Raw genomic sequence first — 20,353 nt, forward strand, 5'->3', positions numbered from 1 at the left:
CAGGATTTACCTCGCCTTGGCGTGTCGTTCCATGTAAAGAAACCGGCTTTCTTTACGACAGTGAATCCACAATCCATCCGAATCGAATCAGAATCCTTCCCCGAACTGAGAACCTCCCTGTTGCATTGGTTCCGAAAATACAAACGAGACCTACCGTTTCGAATCAACAAGAACGCATATCGTATCTGGGTCAGCGAGATCATGCTTCAACAAACGCGGGTCGCCGCGATGCTTCCGATTTACGAGAAATTCCTCGAACGTTTCCCGACGCCGTACGCACTCAAGGACGCTTCCGAAGAGGAAGTGATGCGGTATTGGAAAGGACTCGGTTATTATTCCCGTGCGAAAAATCTAAAAAAGGGGGCGACTCTGATCGTGGATCGTCACTCGGGAGAATTTCCGAAAACATACGAAGAAGCGCTCGAAATTCCCGGAGTCGGAAGTTATACCGCTTCCGCAGTCCTTTCGATCGCGTATAATAAAATCTACGCGGTGTTAGACGGAAACGTTAAACGCGTTTTATCCCGTTTGTTTTTGGTCGAATCGGACCCTTCCTCCTCCGCGACGGAACGGTTTTTGAAAACGCTCTCACAGGAGTTTGTTAATCCTGATTTCCCCGGAGATCACAACGAAGCCATGATGGAGTTGGGTGCCTTGGTTTGTGTCCCGATTCCCAATTGTTCGGCTTGTCCTTGGCTGGACCGTTGTGGGGCGAAAGCGTCCGGAAAGGAAAAAGAAATTCCCGCGTCCAAGGTCGTTGACAACTGGATCGATTTGGATTTGAACTTTTTGTTTCTTCGGTCCGAAGGAAAACTTTTAGCGGTTAAATATCCTGGCAGAAGATTTTTTAAAACCATATATTCGCTTCCGTTTCGTGTGGAGGGAAAACATCCGTACGAAAACGAACCCTGGCTGGATGAATTTTTTTCCGATCCGGGTTTGTCACAAAATCGATCGAATGCGAGACACTCCATAACCAACCACAAAATCCGTCTTCGGTTTTGCGAATTGGATGCAAAAATCAGAATCGACGTCGAAAAAAAAATCGCCTCCATCCCCGGATTGGAATGGAAGTGGTTTGACGAATCCGCGTTAAACGAGGAATTCCCTTCCTCCATTTCGGGAAAGCTGCTGAAACTTAAAAATAAACTGGATAAACAACGGGAACTCCCGGTAGGAAACGTATGAAACTCAGGTCCACCTCCCAATTCGTAAAAGAATTAGAAAAACATAAAGAACTGTTGGTCATAAACGAGGAAGTGGATCCGGTTCTGGAATTGGCGGAAATTCAAAGGAGGGTGGTGGCCAAACGCGGACCGGCGCTCCTTTTTACGAACGTGAAAGGTTCCAAGTTTTCGGTCGCGACCAATCTTTACGGTTCCGAGAACAGGATACGGATCGCGTTCGGCGAGGATCCCGTTCGGTTCGTGCAGAAGATCGCATTTACCATCAAAAATATCCTTCCCCCGTCTCCTAAAAAAATATGGGAACTCAGACATCTCGCGTTTCAAGCTCTTCGTGTCGGTTTAAAAAAAGTCGGTTCCGCCCCCGTTTTAGAAAATACATTAGAATCTTTGCATGAACTTCCTACAATTCTTTCCTGGCCGAAGGACGGGGGGCGTTTTATTACGTTTCCTCTCGTTTATACCGAAAGTCCGAAAACGGGAAAGGGAAATCTCGGGATGTATAGGGTGCAAATACACGGTCCTTTGGAAACCGGAATGCATATCCAAATCCACCGCGGAGGGGGAAATCACCACTACGAAGCGGAAAAGGAAGGTCGTTCCCTCCCCGTGCACATTTATGCCGGAGGACCACCCGGCTTGACGATCGCTGCGATCGCCCCTCTGCCGGAGGAAATCAGTGAATTGATTCTCGCCTCTTTGTTGTTAGGTGAAAAACTGCGGATTCACAAAAACTCGGATCTGTCTCCGCTTCCGATCGTTGCCGACGCGGATTTTATGATCGCCGGCGTAATTCCCCCGAAGATCCGCAAACCGGAGGGACCGTTCGGGGATCACTACGGTTATTACGCATTAAAACACGAATATCCTGTCGTTCGTGTGAGCGGAATCTTTCATCGCAAAGACGCGGTTTGGCCGGCTACAGTCGTCGGCCGTCCTCCGCAAGAGGATCACTGGATCGCTGAGTATCTTCAGGATCTTTTATCTCCGATGTTTCCCGTCGTCATGCCGGCCGTGGAAGGGATATGGGCGTACGAAGAATCCGGCGTACATTCCCTTGCGGCGGCAATCGTTAAGGAAAGATACAAGGGAGAGGCGTTTACTGGGGCGCTTCGGATTTTGGGGGAAGGGCAGTTATCCCTGACTAAGGTTTTGTTAGTCACGGATCAGAGAGTGGATCTGAAGAACTTTAGAGAAACATTTATTAGAGTATTAGAAAGAATGAATCCTATTACGGATCTTCATATTTTTTCCAACATCTCCCAGGATACTCTGGATTACACCGGACCGGAAGTGAACAAGGGAAGTAAGGCGGTTTTTCTTGGATCCGGCGTCAAAAAAAACGATTTAAAGTCCGGGTATTCCGGTAAATTTTCAGGCGGCTTGTTTAAGAATCCAAAGGTCGCCTATCCGGGTGTATTGGTCGTATCGGGACCGAAATACAAACGAAAGGACGGAATTCCCGCCAAACTTCTCCGGGAAAAAAGTATCCGCGGATTTTTGTTCGTGTTTTTGGTGGATGATTCCGAAGACGTTACTCGTTCCGATCACGATTTTATCTGGTCCGTGTTTACGCGTTTCGAACCTGCGGGAGACATGTACGCGGAAACGGAATGGATCCGCAATCACGCGGGGTTTCGCCCTCCGATCGTGGTGGATTGTCGTCTTAAGGACTGGTATCCCCCGATGACCGTTCCCGATGAAAAAACCGTGCGTAGAGTGGAAGACAGATTTGGTGGACTGATAGACTCTCTCTAGGAAATTGAACCGTATGACGAAAAAAAAATGTATCGTAACCGGTGGAGCCGGATTGATCGGATCCAATCTCGTGGAGGAACTCAATCGACAGGGAATCGATGAAATTCTCGTCGTGGATCATCTGGGCTCCTCTTCCAAATGGAAAAACCTGATTCGCCTCAAATACGCGGATTATATGGAGAAGGAACGTTTTCTCGATCTTGCCTTACGTTCTTCTCTGTTAAAGAATTATGATATACTGTTTCACCTCGGCGCGTGTTCCTCCACCACGGAAACGGACGCCTCGTATCTGATTTCGAATAACTACGAGTATACGAAACTTTTAGCGGAAGAATCGCTCAAAAACGGAATAAGATTCGTCTACGCTTCCTCGGCGGCTACCTACGGAGACGGAGCCTTCGGATACGACGATAAAACTCCGATCCAAGGATTAAAACCTTTGAATATGTACGGATATTCCAAACATATGTTCGATCTTTATGCGCTTAAAAAAGGGTTTTCGGAACGGATTACCGGTATCAAATACTTCAACGTGTTCGGTTTCGGAGAAAGCCATAAAGGCGATATGAGAAGCGTCGTTTTAAAAGGTTACGAACAGATCAAACAAGAAGGAAAGATTCGTCTTTTCAAATCCTATCGACCGGAATACAAGGACGGAGAGCAGAAACGCGATTTTTTATACGCGAAGGATGCGGCCAAAATCACCGCCTATTTGGCGTTTGGCGGTCACGGAGGGATTTATAATTTGGGAAGGGGAGTCGCGGAAACTTGGAACGAACTCGTCGGCTCCATCTTTGATACGTTAAAACTTCCGAAAAACGTGGAATATACGGAAATGCCCGAATACCTCAAGGCTAAGTACCAATATTATACCTGCGCTGATACGCAAAAACTTCTGAAAACGGGCTACTCTGGCGGATTTACCGGATTGAAGGAAGCGGTGGGAGAGTATGTGGCCCTCCTCGAAGAGGAAGAGGGCACATAACATTTTTTGAATACGAAAATCAGCCGTAAATCTTTACGATCGTACGGATCAGATCCTTGTATTTTCCGTCTTTTAGGTAATAGAAGACTTGGTTGGATTCCTTTCTGCTGGAAAGAATCCCGTTGATTTTCATTTTGCTTAAGTGTTGGGAAGCGGCGGATTGACTGATTGTCAGAAGTTCCACGAGTTCTCCCACGCTGTGTTCCTTTTGAGAAAGGAAAAAAAGAATCTGCAAACGGTCGGGATGTGCAATTCCCTTGATACCGCGGATTGCCGATTCTAACTGGTTTTTCTTCAATACTGATTTTTCTTTAGACATTGTTTTACTCTTTTTTAGATTTCTAAAAGGAGATGCTTTTCTCTTTAGACTCACTCATCTACTTTAGTGTATTCAGTTTTAGTAATCCACTAAATTCGATAAATTACGGTCTATTTTATTATAATTTTATTTTAGTGTAAAGTTCTTTTCTTAAAAAATCGATGTCCGATTAAATTTTTACTCCACCTGATATTTCTAATACTACTCCGGACACTAAATCGTTGTTAGCAATGAACTCGGCAGTGAGAGCAATCTCATAAGGTTCTCCTAATCTACCAATCGGGATCAACGCTTCCCATTTTTTTAATGCTTCCGGATTCATATCCTTCATTACCATTTCCGTTTTTATAAATCCGGGCGCTATTCCTGCCACACGTATGCCGTATCTGCTTAATTCTTTTGCCCAGAGTTTCGTCATTGCGGCAACTCCGGCTTTCGCGGCCGAATAATTCGTTTGTCCAGGATTGCCGTGCATCGCAACCGATGCGATCGGAATGATCACACCCTTACTTTTACTTTCGATCATTTGAATCGCAGCTTCTCTTCCCGTTAAAAACACTCCGGTAAGATTTACATCGATGACCGATTGCCAATTGGAAAGAGACATCTTGGAAACAACCTTGCCGGTTTCCTTGTCCGTTTTGACGAGCAAACCGTCCCTTAAGATTCCTGCGTTAAGCACCGCGACGTCCAAACTTCCGAAACGAGCGACCGCGGACTTCATCAGATTTTCTGCATCTTCTTCTTTGGATACGTCCGCCTTTACGCCGATTACTTCGGCCCCCAAATTTTGAATGTCTTTCTCCGCTTCTTTGAGTTTCTCTTCGGAAATATCCGAAAGAACGATTTTGGCGCCTTTTTTCGCGAAATGTTCCGCCATCGCCTTGCCGAGTCCACCGGCGGAACCGGTTACTAATACTGTTTTTCCTTTAATTTCCAAGATGATTTTCCTTTAATTCCTTGCTTCTCATACTTACGTAGTTTTCGTTAAACGGGATCTCCACACGGGCAATCGTTTCGTGTTCCCGGGTCATAACTCGGAATAGGTGCGGATCTATATTCTCACTTTTTAATAGAATCATAATGAGTGCGATCCCGAGTCCTGCGCCTTCTGTGTTGTCCATGTTGTCCATGTAGAATTCGGCGATATCGTTATAACCCATCGCCTTCTTCATTTTTTCGCGCATTCTTTCCTCTTCCTCTTCGATCACGGGAGTGTTATTGCTTACTTCCACGACGAGTCCGTCCATCGTATAAGTAATGTTTAATTTTACAGAAATTCCACGCGCAAGACATCGTTTGCCATATTCGTCCGCCATTCTTTCCGAAAATTTCGCCTTAAACGCGGTCATCCCTTTTTCGTATTCGACTGGATTGCGTATGTCGAGACCTTCATCTTCGAAAAACACACGCTTTTGATTCGCCTTAACGCCGTTAATGGACATTTCCTTTGTGATCGTATATAGCATTTCGATATAACGAGTCTGACCTACTTTGGTTAGGATTTCGGTGATGATGCGAAGAACGTATTTCTCGAGTTTGGAGTTCATCCGAGAGGATTGTACCGTGATCCGGGAGCGGGTTTGAATGAGTTCGCTCAGCTTCTGATCTAAGTCTTGAAAACTTTTTGCCATATTTCTTAAATCCCCGTTTGGTATCCCAGAAGTCGAAATTTCCTCTGTCAGTCTCGATGACAAAGGGATTCGATCAATCAAATTCCAGAATTACTATATTCTAAAAATCGGTTGAAACAGGAAATTTCCAAACTCATTCCTTTTGCTTGCGATTCGTAAAAGCGGAATTTCGTTTTAGCAAAAATCGATCGGACGCTTAACCTTTGTTCGTCGATTTTCTTTGGTTCCTTTCTTTGGATCGTACGGATCGGAATCGGCGGTTATTGGATTTTACAAAGTATTCGTGTTCTAAACTTTTTTTCGGAAAACGGTGCTTCGGGGGTTCGTTTTCTCGATTCGAATTCCTGAATTCCGAATGTAAGGGCACGCGTTAAGAATTCGACAGTATCGAAATATCATAAAATTCGAATTTTGATTCGTTTCCTTTTTTTGCTTTGTTGCAAGTTGTCATTTTTTAAAACGAACAATTCCCTATTTATAAGTTTGAGATAATTTTCGTGCGTATCTTCTTGCTTGAATTCGATTTCAAAAAAAATCGGAAAAAATGATTTTTTGACTTGCAATCATTTGTATAGCAATTAAATGAAGGGTATAATTTGTTTAGTATCCGAGGTGCGACATGTTAAAAACCCTGAATATACGAGACTTCGCCCTGATCGAGGAAGCCTGTATCGATTTTCAAAAAGGAATGACGGTGATCACGGGAGAAACGGGGGCCGGGAAATCCCTGATTTTGGATGCGATCTCATCGTTGTTAGGCGGTAAAAGTAGTCCGATGGAAATCAGAACCGGCGCTCCGAAATACGTTCTAGAAGGAGTATTCGACGTTTCCGGTAACGTTTCCGCCGTGGAATGGCTGAAAGAAAAAGGTTTCCCGAACGAATCCTCCGAGCTGACCTTACATCGGGAATGCGCGCGGGACGGGAAATCTAGGATTCTCATCAATCAATCCCTTGCGTCCTCTTCCACCTTACGAGGGTTAGGCGAACTTTTGGCGGAAGTCCACAATCAAAACGATCAGATTCTTCTTTTGGACCGGGGAGAACAGTTGGACATCATCGACGTTCACGCGGGTTTGATCCCGTTGCGCAATCAGGTTCGGGAATGTTTTCTCACATATCGAAGTTTGAAAAAACGTCTGGAAGAATTGCGTAAGAACGAAGAGGAGAAATCTCGGAGGATCGAGTATCTTGCGTTTCAAATCCGAGAAATCAAGGACGCGGATTTGAAGGACGGAGAGGAAGAAGGTCTGTTTAAGGAAGAACGTCTTTTGGCCCACGGGGAACAGTTGGCGGAGAATTTCGAAATCCTTTCCTCGTTTTTGGCGGATTCGGAATCCGCCATTCTTCCTTCTTTCCCGAGACTTTTGAGCGCGGCGGAGAAGATCAAATCGATTCAACCGGATTTCGGAAAAACCTTAGACTCGTTGCAGGAAACCTATATTCAATTAAAGGAAATCAATTCCTCCGTGTTGGATGAAAAGGATGAGATTTTCTTTTCTCCGGATCGATTGCAGTTCGTTCAATCCCGTTTGGATCTCATCTCCAAACTGAAAAAAAAATACGGCTCGGACTTGGCCGAAATCCTGGATTCGAAACGTAAGGCGGAACAGGAACTCGAGGCGATGGAAAAAAATTCCAAAAATAAGGAAGCGATGGAATCGGAGATCGAAAAAATCACGGCCCGTTTGGGTTCGTTGTCGATTCAGCTTTCGAAAGCCAGACGGGAATCGCTGATTCGTTTCGAATCTTCGTTGAAGGCCGAGTTGGAACAACTGGGAATGCAGGGCGCCGCGGTTCAAGTCGTACTTCGCTGGGAGCCGAGTCCGGAGGGAGAGGTTTCCGCTTCCGGAAAAAGTTACATCGTCAACGAATCCGGCTTGGATCAGTTGGAATTTTATTTCAGTCCGAACCCGGGAGAAAAACCCAGACCGTTGCGCAAGATCGCTTCGGGCGGGGAGGTTTCGCGGGTGATGTTAGCGATTCGTTCGATTTTGGGAGGACAATCCTCCGCCCGCGTTTTGATTTTCGACGAAATCGATTCCGGTTTGGGAGGAGAAATCGGAATGGATGTGGCCCGAAAATTACGGAACTTATCGGCTCGTCACCAGTTGATTTTGATTACCCACTTACAGCAGATCGCGTCCGCGGCAAACGATCATCTCAAAATCAGCAAGTTTGTGGAGGGAGGGCGGACCTTTTCCCGTGCGGAATTCTTGAGTTTGGAAGAACGAACCCTGGAACTTGCTCGGATGATTTCGGGTCAGAGGGTTTCAAAAGGCGCTCTCGAACACGCAAAAGAACTGCTGAAAAAACAGGCGGTTTAACCGTACCTCTTGTTTTGTAACAGGATTCCCGCTAAAAAGGAGGCACGCAGATTAGAAAACTGTTTGGCAGTAACAAGAGAGTTTTAAACTCTACTTCTGGGAGAATTTTACTCAAATGTTTTTAGCCAAATCCGATTCTCTGATTTCTGCGATTCCTCCGGAATCGGTTCCGATCGTAATCGTTTTAGTTTCCATCATCGGTTTCACCATCATCATCGAAAGAATGATTTATTTCTCAAAATGGAAGCCCATCACTCCCGACGATTGGCGCTCGGTAAAGGAATTGTTCCGGCAACAGAATTGGGACACGGCCATCGATTATCTCAAAAATCTGAGCAGTGGTCCTGCCTCCGTAGTTTTGCAAGCGGGAGCGGAATCTTCCCGAAAAAACCTCGGTTCTGCAGAAGAGGAAATGTTATCCGCGGGGTTCGCGCAGATTCTCAAGATGGAACGTTTCTTATCCGGGTTAGGAACCATCGCTACGATTTCTCCCTTGCTCGGAGTTTTGGGAACCGTTTTAGGAATCATCCGTTCTTTTGAGGAAGGTTCCGGCACAAGAGGAGCCGAAGTCGGGATCAGCGAAGCGTTGATCACGACCGCCATGGGACTTGCGATCGCGATTCCCGCATACGTAGCTTACAATTACTTTCAAAAACGTAAGGAAGATACGATCGCCGAAATGGAAAACCTTTCGGGCCAGGCCGTTAAATACTTAAAATAATCATGAAGTTCCGAAAGTTTCGATCCTCTTCCGGCAGATCCGGTCAAATCGAATTGGCTCCTTTGATCGACGTGATCAGTTTTATCGTGATCTACTTTTTGATGAATGCTACCTTGGAAAAATCCACGGTGATGAAGATAGAACTTCCTCGTTCCTCTTCCACGGCTCAGGAGAAGAAAAAGGACGAATTGGTCATCACTCTGAACAAGGAAGGAAAGATTTTTTTGGATAAGGACACCGATCCCGTTCCTCTGGAGAAATTGACGGAAAAGATCAACGTATTTTTAGGTCCCGTAGAAAAGAGGGAACCGGGCAAAAATAGGGTCATCATCCGAGGAGACGGAACCGCGAGTTATCAGACGGTCATTAAGGTGATCGATAAAGTAAACGAAGCCGGTGTGAGTAAATTTAATTTAGCGATGGTTAGGCAGACTGGAACCGGAGAGAAATAAATTTCGGTCCTATACGATTTGAATTTTGTAAACATTTATCTGGTGGCCAAGTTCTTACATTGAAACGCGCATTTTCCCTTATCTTAAAAGGATCCGTACTCGTCATCCTTTTCGGACTTTTGTTCTATTCGGGCGATTTGACCCAATTACTTTCTAAACGCACCGATTTTTTGGGGAAGGTGATCAAAGAAGTCAAATTCAAAGGGAACAAAAACACTCCCGACGGCGACCTCGAATCTATGATCGATATGCGCCCGGGAAAACAGCTCACCAAAAAACTTTTGGATAAGGACTTAAAGACCCTTTTTAACTCCGGCTTTTTTTACTTCGTGGACGTACAAGCGGAGGATTTGGGGGACGGGGTTCGGGTCATCATCGATTTGAAAGAAAGACCGAGGGTGCGAGAGGTGGAATTCGTCGGGGCAGACGAGGTGTTTCCCGCGGATCTCCGCGACAAACTTCCTCTCAAAGACAACGAGGTTATCACTCCGCAAAAAATCACCAAGTCCCGCGATCTGATTCTCCAGAAATATAGGGACGAAGGTTTTTTTCTCGCCTACGTAAAGGTGGAGTTGGGAAAACCGGATCCCAAAACCAACCTAGTACGCGTTCGTTTTATCATAGACGAAGGAGAGGAAATTCCCGTTTCCAAAATCAACGTCTACGGAAACGAGTCCGTAGAAACTTCCGAAATCCTTTCCATTATGGAGATGAAGGAAGAAGGAGTTTTTGAGGGAGGCAATTTTAAGGAATCCTCCTTCGAAAAAGACAAGGATACGATCGTGGCTTATCTCAAAAGCAGAGGGTATCTCGACGCGGAACTCGCGCGGGAAGGAACCAACTGGGAGATCCACTGGGAAAATCCAGAAAAAAAAGATCGTCGGGTCATCATCGTTAACATCAAAATTTCCGAAGGTCAGGTTTATTTTTTCAACGGATATACCATCAATCACGATATGACCTTGGACGGAGAAGGCCGTCCTCTCTTTTTGAATAAGGAGAAAAATCCTCCCGAAACTCCCAAGGAAGAACTCAAACCGCTGTTTCTTACGAAAGACCTCGAACGATCCTTGGATTACAGCGACGGAGACGTGGGTGTTCTCTTCGACGAAAGCCGTTTCATGCGGGATCGCGGAACGATGAACGAACTCTACAGTTCAAGAGGTTATCTTTTCGCACAGGTGATTCCGAGAAGGAAGGTAATTTCCCTCGATCGCGAGAATTTGGAATATTACGAAAATTGTTATAGTCGTAAAACGGAAGACGAACGCAAAATCTGCGAATCGGAATATTCGCAACTCCACGTCAAACGCCTCAGACAACTCTATAACACCAAACCGGAGTTACACGGTAAAAAATTCGTCCACGTGGATTTTAACATTCGCGAAAACAATCTCGCCTATGTGGAAAACGTGATCATCAAAGGAAATAAAAAGACGCAGGATCGTGTCATCCGACGGGAACTTCTTTTTAAACCGGGTGATCTGTTCAATTCCACTCTTGTCAACAGATCGAGGGAACGGATTTTCAACCTCGGGTATTTTAAGGAAGTGAACTTCAACATGCGTCCGGGTTCGGATCAAACCAAGATGAATTTGATCATCGAGGTTTTAGAACAACCCACCGGAACCGTCTCGATGGGAGGAGGATACGGTACCATCACTGGATTCTCGATCTTTACGGAAGTCGGGGAAAACAACCTGAACGGAACCGGTCAAAAAATTTCCGGCCGTTTGGAGTTCGGTCCTTTCCGACGTTTGTTCCAGATCACTTGGACGGAACCCTGGCTCTACAATAAACCCTGGTCCTTGTCGCTTTCCTTGTTTTATTCCTCGAGGATTTACAACGTTGGTGCGGTTTCGATTACGGAAAACAACAACCAACAATCGATCAAGGAACAGGCGATTTATTCCAGAGACGGGGTGGGGTTCACCGTCGGGATCGGACATAGGATTTTTATCAACTGGACGCACTTTCACAGATATTCTCCGAGTATCTACGCTTCCACGAATCCGTCGTCTCTGGTATCCGATCAGGTTTTGGCCGAGGTGAGAAGGGGATGGCAATTCCGTTCTCAGATTTCGAACGGGATCGCCTACGATATCCGGGACAATGTTTTCAATCCGACACAAGGATACGATCTTCTCTTTCAGATGGACAACGTAGGACAGGCGTTAGGCGGACAATCCCACTTCGATCAGTTCCGGGTTCTTGCGGAATACTACCATACTTGGTTCGATTATAGTTTCTTCGGTCTTTTTAGAAACAACGCTCTCCGTCGTTGGAGAGTGGTTCAGGAATTCAGAAGTTCTTCCCTATTCACGTTCCAAAGGGTTCCGTATTACGGAAAACAGGATCCGATCCAAAATCCCTACATCCAGTTGCAAGATCTTCAGTTTTTGGGCGGATACGAATCTCTGCGAGGTTGGTTCTACAACGACGCTAAGTATCCGACCGAATGGAGGGACGGCGCCGCGAGTCGTATGATGTTCGGTTCGGAGTTGCGTTTTCCGATCGAACCTACTCTACTTTGGTTGGTCGTGTTTTTCGACGCGGGGGCCCTCTACGAGGAAGTCAACCGAGCCACCGGAGTGCGCCGCGATCTGTTTACCACCTACGACCAGAGGATTTTGGAATCCCAGCAGAAAGATCCGGTCGCTTACGCGCTCACCAACAATTACAATTTAACCGCGCTTCGCAAAGCCGATTACACTTTCGAAGAGTTGAACAATCCTGGAAATCTCGTTCTCTCCGGAAACAACGTCGCTTTGGATAAATTCCGGTATTCTTGGGGATTGGGACTTCGGATTCAGATTCCAGTACTTCCTCTTCGGATTTACTTCGCGCAGAAGTTGAAATATACGGGAGTGGCCGAACATCCTTTTACGAAATTCGAATCCGACAACGCATTTCAGTTTGTGTTCGGAATCGGAGATTTTAGATTTTAACCGTGGATCCACTTCTCGAAGGATTAAACGAAGAACAGAAAAAAGCCGTTCTTAAGATCGACGGTCCCGTGTTGATTTTGGCGGGAGCGGGTTCCGGTAAAACCAGGGTAATCACACATCGTATCGCCAATCTTTTACTCAATCACGGAATCGATCGAATCTGCGCGGTGACCTTCACCAACAAAGCCGCTGCAGAAATGTTGGAACGAGTGCGGAAGCTCGTTCCCGTAATCCCGACCCACCTTCAGATCAAAACCTTTCATTCCCTTTGTCTGTACATCCTGAGAAGGGAAGCGGGATTTTTCGGATTCGACAGCGGATTCACCGTTTACGACACGACACTTCAGGAGTCTCTTCTCAAACAAGTGATCAAGGATCTTTCCCTCGATTCCAAATTCTACAAACCTTCTATGTTGGGGAATTATATAAGCGGATTGAAGGACAAGATGCTCGGTCCGGAAGCGTTTCTGGAAAAGGAAGGACGCACCGACTTCTCCAAAACGGTCTCCGCGATTTACAAGGAATACGAAAAACGCAAGGACACAAACCGAGCCTTCGATTTCGGAGATCTCATCTGGAAGACGGTTCAGTTGTTTCAAAAATCACCGGACGCGCTTTCCAAATACCGTTCCCGCTGGGAATACGTCATGGTGGACGAGTATCAGGATACGAATAAGGTTCAATACGAACTCGTTCATCTTCTCGCCGGAGAAACCAAAAATCTCTGCGTGGTAGGGGACGACGATCAATCGATTTATTCCTGGAGAGGAGCCGATATCGGAAACATTCTGAACTTCGAAAAAGATTTTCCGAACTCCACCGTGATCAAATTGGAGGAGAATTACAGATCCTCGGCAAACATCATCCTCGCCGCATCCCGCGTTATTTCCAATAACACGCAGAGAAAACAAAAGGAGATCTTCACAAACAACAACTCCGGTTCTCCCGTACGTCTCAACGAGTATCAGAATGAAACCGAGGAGGCGCACGGAATCGTATCGAGGATCCGATCGGCGTATTCGTCGGGAATTGAATATAAGAATATCGCGATATTCTATCGTACCAATTCTCAGTCCAGATATTTCGAAGAGGCGCTTCGAAACGCGGGCATCCCGTATAAAATTTTCGGCGGTTTCCGGTTTTTCGACCGGGCTGAAATCAAGGATTTCATCGCGTATCTGAACGTGATCGCCAATCCAATGGACAGCGTTTCCCTTTTGAGGATCGTAAACTATCCTCCTCGAGGTATCGGAGATTCCGGAATCGAAAAAATGCGCGAATTCTCCTTGGAACGGGGAACTTCGCTTTTGGAGGCTTTGGGAAAGGAGGATCTTCCACTCAAGAAATCGGCCAAGTCCAAAGGCAAAGAGTTGTATAACGTATTCTCCGATCTTATCGAAAAAAACGAACGAGGCGGTTCCCCTTCGGAGATCGCGCTCGAGCTTTTGAATCGCTCGGGCCTCATGTCCCATTTTAAAGAGGAGGCGACCGAGGAATCCGTCGCGCGTCTCGAAAACCTTCAGGAGTTAATCAACTCGATCGAGGAATACGAAAAAAATTCGGATTCTCCTTCTTTGGAGGAATACCTAAATCAGATCAGCCTTCTTACGAGCGAAGAGGACGGAAAGGATCTAACCGACTTCGTAAATCTAATGACGGTGCATAACGCGAAAGGTTTGGAGTTCAAGATCGTCTTTCTTTCCGGATTGGAGGAAGGTACGTTCCCCCATAGCATGAGTTTGGAGGATTCCCATCACGGAGACGAAGAGGAGCGGCGTCTTTTTTACGTGGCCCTCACTCGGGCTCGCGAGGAATTGTTTCTCAGTTTTTGCAGAACCTCCCGGAAATTCGGTAAGATCGAGGATCGGATCGCTTCCCGATTTCTTTCGGAGTTGCCGGAGGAATGTTTCGGGAATCATTCTCCGGGAAGGGAAAGAACCGCGAGAAAGCCGAACGGTCCTCCTTTGGCTTCGAAAATACGGGAAACCGCGGAAGAATTCGACACCGGTTTTTCCGAAGGCCCGTCCCCGGACAATCTGTATCTCAAACCGGGAGATCGAGTAAAACACAAACAATTCGGCATCGGGACGATTCTGGCCGTTTCCGGTAAGGAAAAGAACACCAAGGTTTCGATCCGTTTCGGAAACGTGGAGAAGAACTTTTTTGTTGCCTACACCCCGCTCGAGAAATTATAAGGAAGGGGAAAGTTTGCCGGTATAAAAACCGATATTAATAGCAGAAACAGGAAACCCAGATGAAGAAATTATTCGCGATTTTTCTTTTGATCTTCGCCGCCTTTGTAGGTCTTCAAGCCGGCAAATCCCAAGGTGTGGTGGAAGAGTTCAATAAGGTGGAAGAGTTCAATAAGAACGTAAAACTTTCCGATGCAAGCAAGAAGGCGACCTTGGAGAAAAACCTTCTCTCCGCGGTTAAATATACGCTCCACCATCGTTACCTCGAGTATAAGGAAATCACCAAGGACCTCAACGCGGAAACCCTTCTCTACGAACCGCAAAAAGGAACGTATACGGTTTATGTGAAGTTCAAGAAATATCTTTTCTTTTATAGTTTTAAGATGGATCCCGAAATTTATCTGCAAAGTCCGGAAAACGAGGTATTTTACATTCGTCCGGAAAACTTGGACGATCCTCACAAGGAAACCACCGCCGTTCCGGAAAACAAACCGCCCGGAAAGTGATTTTCCCCGCACGGATCGTTTCCTTTTTTGAATCCGCTTTCGTATTTAAAGCCCGCCGTAGAATCCGTTTTGGAAGCGGGCAAAATCGTATTAGAAATTTATAATTCCGAATTTCAAGTCTACGACAAAGGCGGAAACGATCCCGTAACCGAGGCGGATATACGCGCCGGTAAATGGATCGCGGAACGTTTGTCGGCCACTGGAATTCCCGTCTTGTCCGAGGAAGATTCGGAAAAAAAAGACATCACTCAAAACGAAGCGGCCTGGATTTTGGATCCCATCGACGGAACGAGGGAATTCGTACATAAAAATCCTGAGTTTGCGATCAGCCTCGGTCTATCGATTCGAGGAGAAGCCCGTTTAGGGGTCGTTTATAATCCGGTCACCCGGGAGCTCGTCTACGGAGAAATCGGTTCCGGAATCGTTTACGAAGTATTCGAGGACGCGCCCGAATCATACTCGATTCAAGGGGTTTCGTTTTCCAAATTTCTAAAACGAAATCCGAAACGAAACGAGATTCTGATTTCGAGAACGGAAGAGCGGGAAGGACTGTTTGAAAAAGCTCCTCTACCCGCGGATTGGAACCTCGTTTCCCTCGGTTCGATCGCATACAAGTTGGGACTTGTCGCCGCAGGAAAATCGGCGCTTTCGGTTTCCCTCAAACCAAAAAACGAATGGGATATATGCGCCGGGATCGCACTCATCCGCGCTTCCGGGGGATCCGATTTGGAAATTCGAAGCGGTAAGCCGTATCTGTTCCAAACGGGCTCCGGACTAGGAAAGGGTTTGATTGCGGGACATTCTCCCTCCTTGGAATCCGTCTGGAAATCCTCGGGCACTTACTTTCGATCGGGACTTAAGGATTGGAGTTGAACCGAGATTAGCTCTAAAACATAAAATCATAAAATTAGAATATTATGAAAAAGACGATAACATTGAAGAATCAGCCCAAATCGGACCCTTCGAAGCGGGTCCGTAAAATCCGGATCGGAATGGACGCAAGACCATTTTCCACTCCGGTTTCGGGCGTCGGAAAAATGATCCACAGCGCACTTTTGGATTTGGGTAAGGATCCGAGTTTCGAATTTTATCTCTTTTCGCACAGGGATCTGCATCCCAGCTATTCCGATCTGCTTTCGCTTCCCGGAATCCGATTTATCAAGGGGGAAGGTATTCTTTCGAAAAAGGGAGGATTGTATTTCGCCCTTGCTCTTCCGTTACAACTTCGTAAACTATCTCCGGATATTTTTTGGGGAACACAACAGGTAGTTCCTCCGTTTTTGTCGAAGAACACGGCTACGTTGCTCACCTACAACGATTTGGTCGCGTATCGTTTCCCGGATACGATGCGTACCTTGGCGAGGCTGCAGCAGAAATTCTATCTTTCACGTTCCATTCTCCGCGCGGACCGCCTGCTTCCCATTTCCGAATCCACAAAAAACGAGGTGGCCGATTTTTTTCATATCCCCAAGGAGAAGATGACCGTCGTTTATCCCGGAATAGAACTTTCCGAATTCGGGGATTTGTTGAAAAAAAAACCGGGGGATCGGGTGAAAACCCTGCCGAAAAAATATTTTCTTTCCGTTTCCACGGTGGAACCTAGGAAGAACTATCGCTTTTTGTATCACGTATTTTTGGAATATTCCAAAACCGTAAAGTCAAATGAAAGGTATTCGTGGGTGATCGGGGGAAAGGCCGGTTGGGAAGATCCCGAATTCATCGAAACGCTGAGAAGTAAGGAAAGTCGGGATCTCGGGATCATCTGGATCGAAAGCCCTTCGGAAGTGGAATTGGCCCATATGTATAAGAATTGCTCCCTTTTCTTGTTTGCCTCCCTATACGAAGGTTTCGGAATTCCCCTTTTAGAGGCGCTTAGTCTTCGAAAGCCGGCGATCGTTACCGACCTTTCCGTATTCCGCGAAATCGGAGGAGATAAGATCCGGTATCTTCCGCTCGAGCGGAAACTCTGGGTGGAGGATTTATTACGTTTTTCTCATAAACCGTATCCCGGAAAAAAAGTCGATATCAGGAAATTCTACCGATCGGCGGCGGCCAAAATCATAGCGGAAGAAATCAGAAGAGTGTTTACTGAGAAAAAAATTTCCGCCAGCCTTTGATCCTGTGTAAGGCGCCGGAAAATTCCACGCCGATTTTCGAATCGATCTGTAAATGAATACGCGTTCGATCTAGGGGTTGTAGTCGAAGGGAAAATCCTTCCGCAAAACTGCGATAATAAAAATAATCCGGTAAAAACTCGAATTCAAACGGGGGATTCTTAGTCTTAGAGGACTTCTCCGGTTCGAAATTCGGTCGAAACCGAACGAGAAATTTCTTTCCTTCGTCTTTACCGCGTAACGTTACGAGGATGGTTTCTTCCCGTGGTTCTAATTTTGCGTCGCGGTCGGTTTCGGTAAAATACGGTTCCGTCTGGGAAGGGGTCGAAAACATTCCCGAACCGGAGAACACGTCCTTTTTCCAATACGATAAAAATTCTTCCGGACCTGCGAAGTAGTTGTAAATGGGGGAATTCACGAGTGGATTCCATTCTCGGAAGGATCGGTTTGCGGGAAAGATTTTTTCCTTTTCGATTCCCGAGGATTCTTTTAGCATGATGTTCGATGTCGTTCCGTAAAAAAATTTTCCTGCTTTGTCTTGCGGTTTTGTTTTCCTGCAATCCTTCCTCCGAAGAATCCGAACTTTATAAACTCGCCTTACACGATTTCGAAGGGCGTCCGGTTTCGATGCGAAATTATAAAGGTAAGGTTTTGCTTTTGGACGTTTGGGCTTCGTGGTGTGAACCTTGTAAGGAAGCGGTTCCCGTTTTGGAAAAACTTTCCAAGGACTTGGAAGGTAAGAATGCGGTTCTGCTCGGGATCAACACGGAGCCGGAATCTACGCGAGAAGAACGCAACAAAGCCGCGCGAGACTTCGGGATGACTTATCCGAGTTTGGTGGATCAGGATTTCGCTTTGGTCAATTTATTTCACGTGGAAGGACAACCGGCCTTGCTTGTATTCAGTAAATCCGGAACTCTTTTGAAGACACAATACGGAATTCAGACCAGAGATTACCCCAAACTCCGCGCTTCCTTCGAGAATTGGTTCGCTGCACCATAGTATTGTATAACGAATAGAATAAATAAATCGAAGAAGGGAAGAGCTCAGAAAAAAAGGGTTTCTTTCTGAGCTTCCGTATTTAATTTTGATTACTTGCCGACAACGTCTTGTCGGAATTCCTAAGTTGTGTAACAGAACAAAAGATATCAGGAGTAAATGAATTTCATGGCGGAGAACTTAGCCCAGTTATTTCGTGAATCTGCTGAAAAATTCCGGGACTTTCCGGCGTTTTTCTCGAAGGATTCCAACAAAAATTATCAACCGACTACATACGCTCAATTGTATGAGCAAGGCGTCAATCTCGCCGAAGCGCTGATCGAATTGGGCGTTCAACAGCGTCAAAGAGTGGGACTTCTTGCGGATAACCGTATCGAATGGATGATCGCGGATTACGGCGTCATTCTCGCCGGAGCCGCCGATGTGCCCCGTGGTACCGATATCACGGATTCCGAAATCGTATATATCCTCAATCACTCCGAAGTGGAAGTCGTTTTTATCGAAAACGACAAGATGCTGGAGAAGTTCAATCGGAACAAGTCCCAGTTGAATAACGTCAAGACGATCATTCTTCTTGATCCTGCGAGCAACGCTCCCGGAGTTTTGAAACTGAACGACCTGATCGAAAAGGGAAAAAAACTTAGGAGCGGAGGTTCCAGAAAGGCGGAGGAACGCATCGCGGCCATCGATCCGGAAGATTTGTTCACCCTGATTTATACGTCCGGAACCACGGGACTTCCCAAAGGGGTTATGTTGAAACATTCCAACATGATGCATCAGGTGAACCACGTAAGTCCGATGCTCAATATCAAATCGGACGCACGTCTTCTTTCCATTCTTCCGATTTGGCACGTGTTCGAAAGAGTAGTCGAATACGTTTGTATCGGAATCGGAGCCTCCACGTATTATACGAATGTCCGCGATCTTCGTCAGGATCTAGCAACGGTAAAACCTACGTTTATGGGTTCCGCACCGAGACTTTGGGAAAACATATACAACGGAATTTATACGAGGATCAACGATCCGGCGCAAACCCCCGCTTTCCGCAGAGGTTTGTTCAAACTCGCGTATTTTTTCTCGAACAAAAAGAACCAAGCGGTTCGTTTTCTGAAAGGGATAGAGGTGGATTATACCGGAAGAAATCCGATCGGATCCCTTTTTTACGGGATTTTCATGTTTCTCCAACTTCTTCTCACGGGACCGTTTACGCTTACGATTCTCGCAGGCGCTTTGGGTTCCTACTTTGCCGGGACGAATCTTTACTTCCTGACCTCTCCGCTTTATACGGTAGCCGGTCTTGCGGTGTTGTTTAATAGCTTCACCTTGGATCGAATCGTATTATCGAAGATCCGCTCGGCAACGGGAGGACAGCTCAGAGCTTCCATTTCCGGCGGGGGCGCGCTTCCGAGACACGTGGACGAATTCTTCAACAATATCGGCATCAACGTTTTGGAAGGATACGGTATGACGGAAACCTCTCCCGTGATCTCCGTAAGAACGTTCGAAAAACTGATCATCGGATCCGTGGGTGTGGTCGCTCCGAAAACGAGACTACAGATCCGCAACGACAGCAACGCGGTATTGACCGAAATCGACGAAAACGGAAATATCACACAAGGCAAGCTCGGATTAAAAGGGGTCGTCTTTATCAAAGGGCCGCAAGTGATGAAGGGTTATTTCAAAAACGAAGAAGCCACTTCCAAGGCGATTTCCGACGGTTGGATGAACACCGGCGATATGGGGATGATCAACTTCAAGAAGACTTTGACTCTCACGGGACGTGCGAAAGACACAGTGGTCCTGTTAGGCGGAGAAAACGTGGAGCCGGTTCCGATCGAGAACAAACTCCAGGAATCCTCGTATATCAGCCAGTGTATGGTCATCGGTCAGGATCAGAAGAATTTAGGTGCGATCGTGGTTCCCGACTTCGAAAAACTCCAGGAATGGGCGAAAGAAAACGGAATCAACGAACCGAACAACGAAAAGTTGATCGAAAATCCGAAAGTCTATGATCTTTACAGAAAAGAAATCAAGGCGTTGAACAACACCAAAAACGGGTTTAAATCCTTCGAGCAGGTGACTCCGTTTTTTCTCATCGCAAAACCGTTCGAGGTCGGCGACGAATTGAACAATATGATGAAGATGAAACGTCACGTGATCACGGAAAAATACGCGGATCGTATCAAAAAGATCTATTCTACGAACCAAGACTAAA

Annotated in this window: 17 protein-coding genes; 13 read left to right on the plus strand and 4 right to left on the minus strand. The window is 46.2% G+C overall.

Annotated features, from left to right (window positions below; all coding sequences use genetic code 11):
• Positions 1–60 precede the first annotated feature (60 nt).
• From mutY to rfaD, 3 genes are read left to right on the plus strand one after another with little or no spacing between them, the layout of a single operon-like run.
• On the plus strand, positions 61–1,188 hold the full coding sequence (mutY, locus tag EHQ17_RS00820) for an A/G-specific adenine glycosylase (RefSeq protein WP_246057298.1): 1,128 nt from the start codon (positions 61–63) through the stop codon (positions 1,186–1,188).
• Positions 1,185–2,942, plus strand: a complete 1,758-nt coding sequence (locus EHQ17_RS00825) for a UbiD family decarboxylase (protein ID WP_135592709.1) — start codon at positions 1,185–1,187, stop codon at positions 2,940–2,942. The genes mutY and EHQ17_RS00825 overlap by 4 nt, the downstream gene beginning before the upstream one ends.
• Positions 2,943–2,955: 13 nt before the next feature.
• A complete protein-coding gene (gene rfaD / locus EHQ17_RS00830; RefSeq protein WP_135592711.1) occupies positions 2,956–3,927 on the plus strand; it encodes an ADP-glyceromanno-heptose 6-epimerase in 972 nt (323 codons plus the stop codon).
• A gap of 19 nt (positions 3,928–3,946) precedes the next feature.
• Here the strand turns inward: rfaD and EHQ17_RS00835 are convergent, their stop codons facing one another.
• The 3 genes from EHQ17_RS00835 to EHQ17_RS00845 form a co-directional block, all read right to left on the minus strand.
• Positions 3,947–4,246: an ArsR/SmtB family transcription factor gene (locus EHQ17_RS00835; RefSeq protein WP_135592713.1), complete on the minus strand. Its 300-nt coding sequence runs from the start codon at positions 4,244–4,246 to the stop codon at positions 3,947–3,949.
• A 169-nt stretch (positions 4,247–4,415) separates the two neighbouring features.
• Positions 4,416–5,186: an SDR family oxidoreductase gene (locus EHQ17_RS00840; RefSeq protein ID WP_135592715.1), complete on the minus strand. Its 771-nt coding sequence runs from the start codon at positions 5,184–5,186 to the stop codon at positions 4,416–4,418.
• Positions 5,176–5,880, minus strand: coding sequence for a histidine kinase (locus tag EHQ17_RS00845; RefSeq protein ID WP_135592717.1), 705 nt, complete (start codon positions 5,878–5,880; stop codon positions 5,176–5,178). Before EHQ17_RS00845 ends, EHQ17_RS00840 begins: the two co-directional genes overlap by 11 nt.
• 619 nt (positions 5,881–6,499) lie before the next feature.
• Here EHQ17_RS00845 and recN point away from each other — a divergent pair.
• From recN to EHQ17_RS00885, 8 genes are all read left to right on the plus strand, one after another.
• The gene (recN, locus tag EHQ17_RS00850; RefSeq protein WP_135592719.1) at positions 6,500–8,206 is read left to right on the plus strand and encodes a DNA repair protein RecN; all 1,707 of its coding nucleotides are present in this window, start codon (positions 6,500–6,502) and stop codon (positions 8,204–8,206) included.
• A gap of 115 nt (positions 8,207–8,321) precedes the next feature.
• Entirely contained in the window at positions 8,322–8,927 is a 606-nt protein-coding gene (locus tag EHQ17_RS00855) for a MotA/TolQ/ExbB proton channel family protein (RefSeq protein WP_135592721.1), read from the plus strand.
• A gap of 2 nt (positions 8,928–8,929) precedes the next feature.
• Positions 8,930–9,379, plus strand: a complete 450-nt coding sequence (locus EHQ17_RS00860) for an ExbD/TolR family protein (RefSeq protein WP_135592723.1) — start codon at positions 8,930–8,932, stop codon at positions 9,377–9,379.
• Positions 9,380–9,438: 59 nt separating this feature from the next.
• Positions 9,439–12,327 (plus strand): BamA/OMP85 family outer membrane protein, encoded by a 2,889-nt coding sequence (locus EHQ17_RS00865; protein WP_167881112.1) that lies wholly within the window; start codon positions 9,439–9,441, stop codon positions 12,325–12,327.
• A gap of 2 nt (positions 12,328–12,329) precedes the next feature.
• Positions 12,330–14,522 (plus strand): ATP-dependent helicase, encoded by a 2,193-nt coding sequence (locus EHQ17_RS00870; RefSeq protein ID WP_135592727.1) that lies wholly within the window; start codon positions 12,330–12,332, stop codon positions 14,520–14,522.
• A gap of 59 nt (positions 14,523–14,581) precedes the next feature.
• Positions 14,582–15,025, plus strand: coding sequence for an LIC11625 family surface-exposed protein (locus tag EHQ17_RS00875; RefSeq protein ID WP_135592729.1), 444 nt, complete (start codon positions 14,582–14,584; stop codon positions 15,023–15,025).
• 27 nt (positions 15,026–15,052) lie between these two features.
• Positions 15,053–15,898 (plus strand): 3'(2'),5'-bisphosphate nucleotidase CysQ, encoded by an 846-nt coding sequence (locus EHQ17_RS00880; RefSeq protein WP_135592731.1) that lies wholly within the window; start codon positions 15,053–15,055, stop codon positions 15,896–15,898.
• 44 nt (positions 15,899–15,942) lie between these two features.
• Positions 15,943–17,142, plus strand: a complete 1,200-nt coding sequence (locus EHQ17_RS00885; protein ID WP_135592745.1) for a glycosyltransferase family 4 protein — start codon at positions 15,943–15,945, stop codon at positions 17,140–17,142.
• On the opposite strand, the gene EHQ17_RS00890 is transcribed toward EHQ17_RS00885, so the two are convergent.
• Entirely contained in the window at positions 17,111–17,557 is a 447-nt protein-coding gene (locus EHQ17_RS00890; RefSeq protein ID WP_135592883.1) for a hypothetical protein, read from the minus strand. The genes EHQ17_RS00885 and EHQ17_RS00890 overlap by 32 nt on opposite strands.
• Positions 17,558–17,643: 86 nt before the next feature.
• Between EHQ17_RS00890 and EHQ17_RS00895 the strand changes: the two genes are divergently transcribed.
• Both EHQ17_RS00895 and EHQ17_RS00900 read left to right on the plus strand, forming a co-directional pair.
• Complete coding sequence (locus EHQ17_RS00895; RefSeq protein ID WP_135592747.1) at positions 17,644–18,141, plus strand: TlpA disulfide reductase family protein; 498 nt, start codon at positions 17,644–17,646, stop codon at positions 18,139–18,141.
• A gap of 165 nt (positions 18,142–18,306) precedes the next feature.
• A complete protein-coding gene (locus EHQ17_RS00900; protein ID WP_135592749.1) occupies positions 18,307–20,352 on the plus strand; it encodes an AMP-dependent synthetase/ligase in 2,046 nt (681 codons plus the stop codon).
• Position 20,353: the final 1 nt, after the last annotated feature.

Origin of the sequence: Leptospira gomenensis (assembly GCF_004770155.1) — a bacterium.
GTDB classification, from domain to species: domain Bacteria; phylum Spirochaetota; class Leptospiria; order Leptospirales; family Leptospiraceae; genus Leptospira; species Leptospira gomenensis.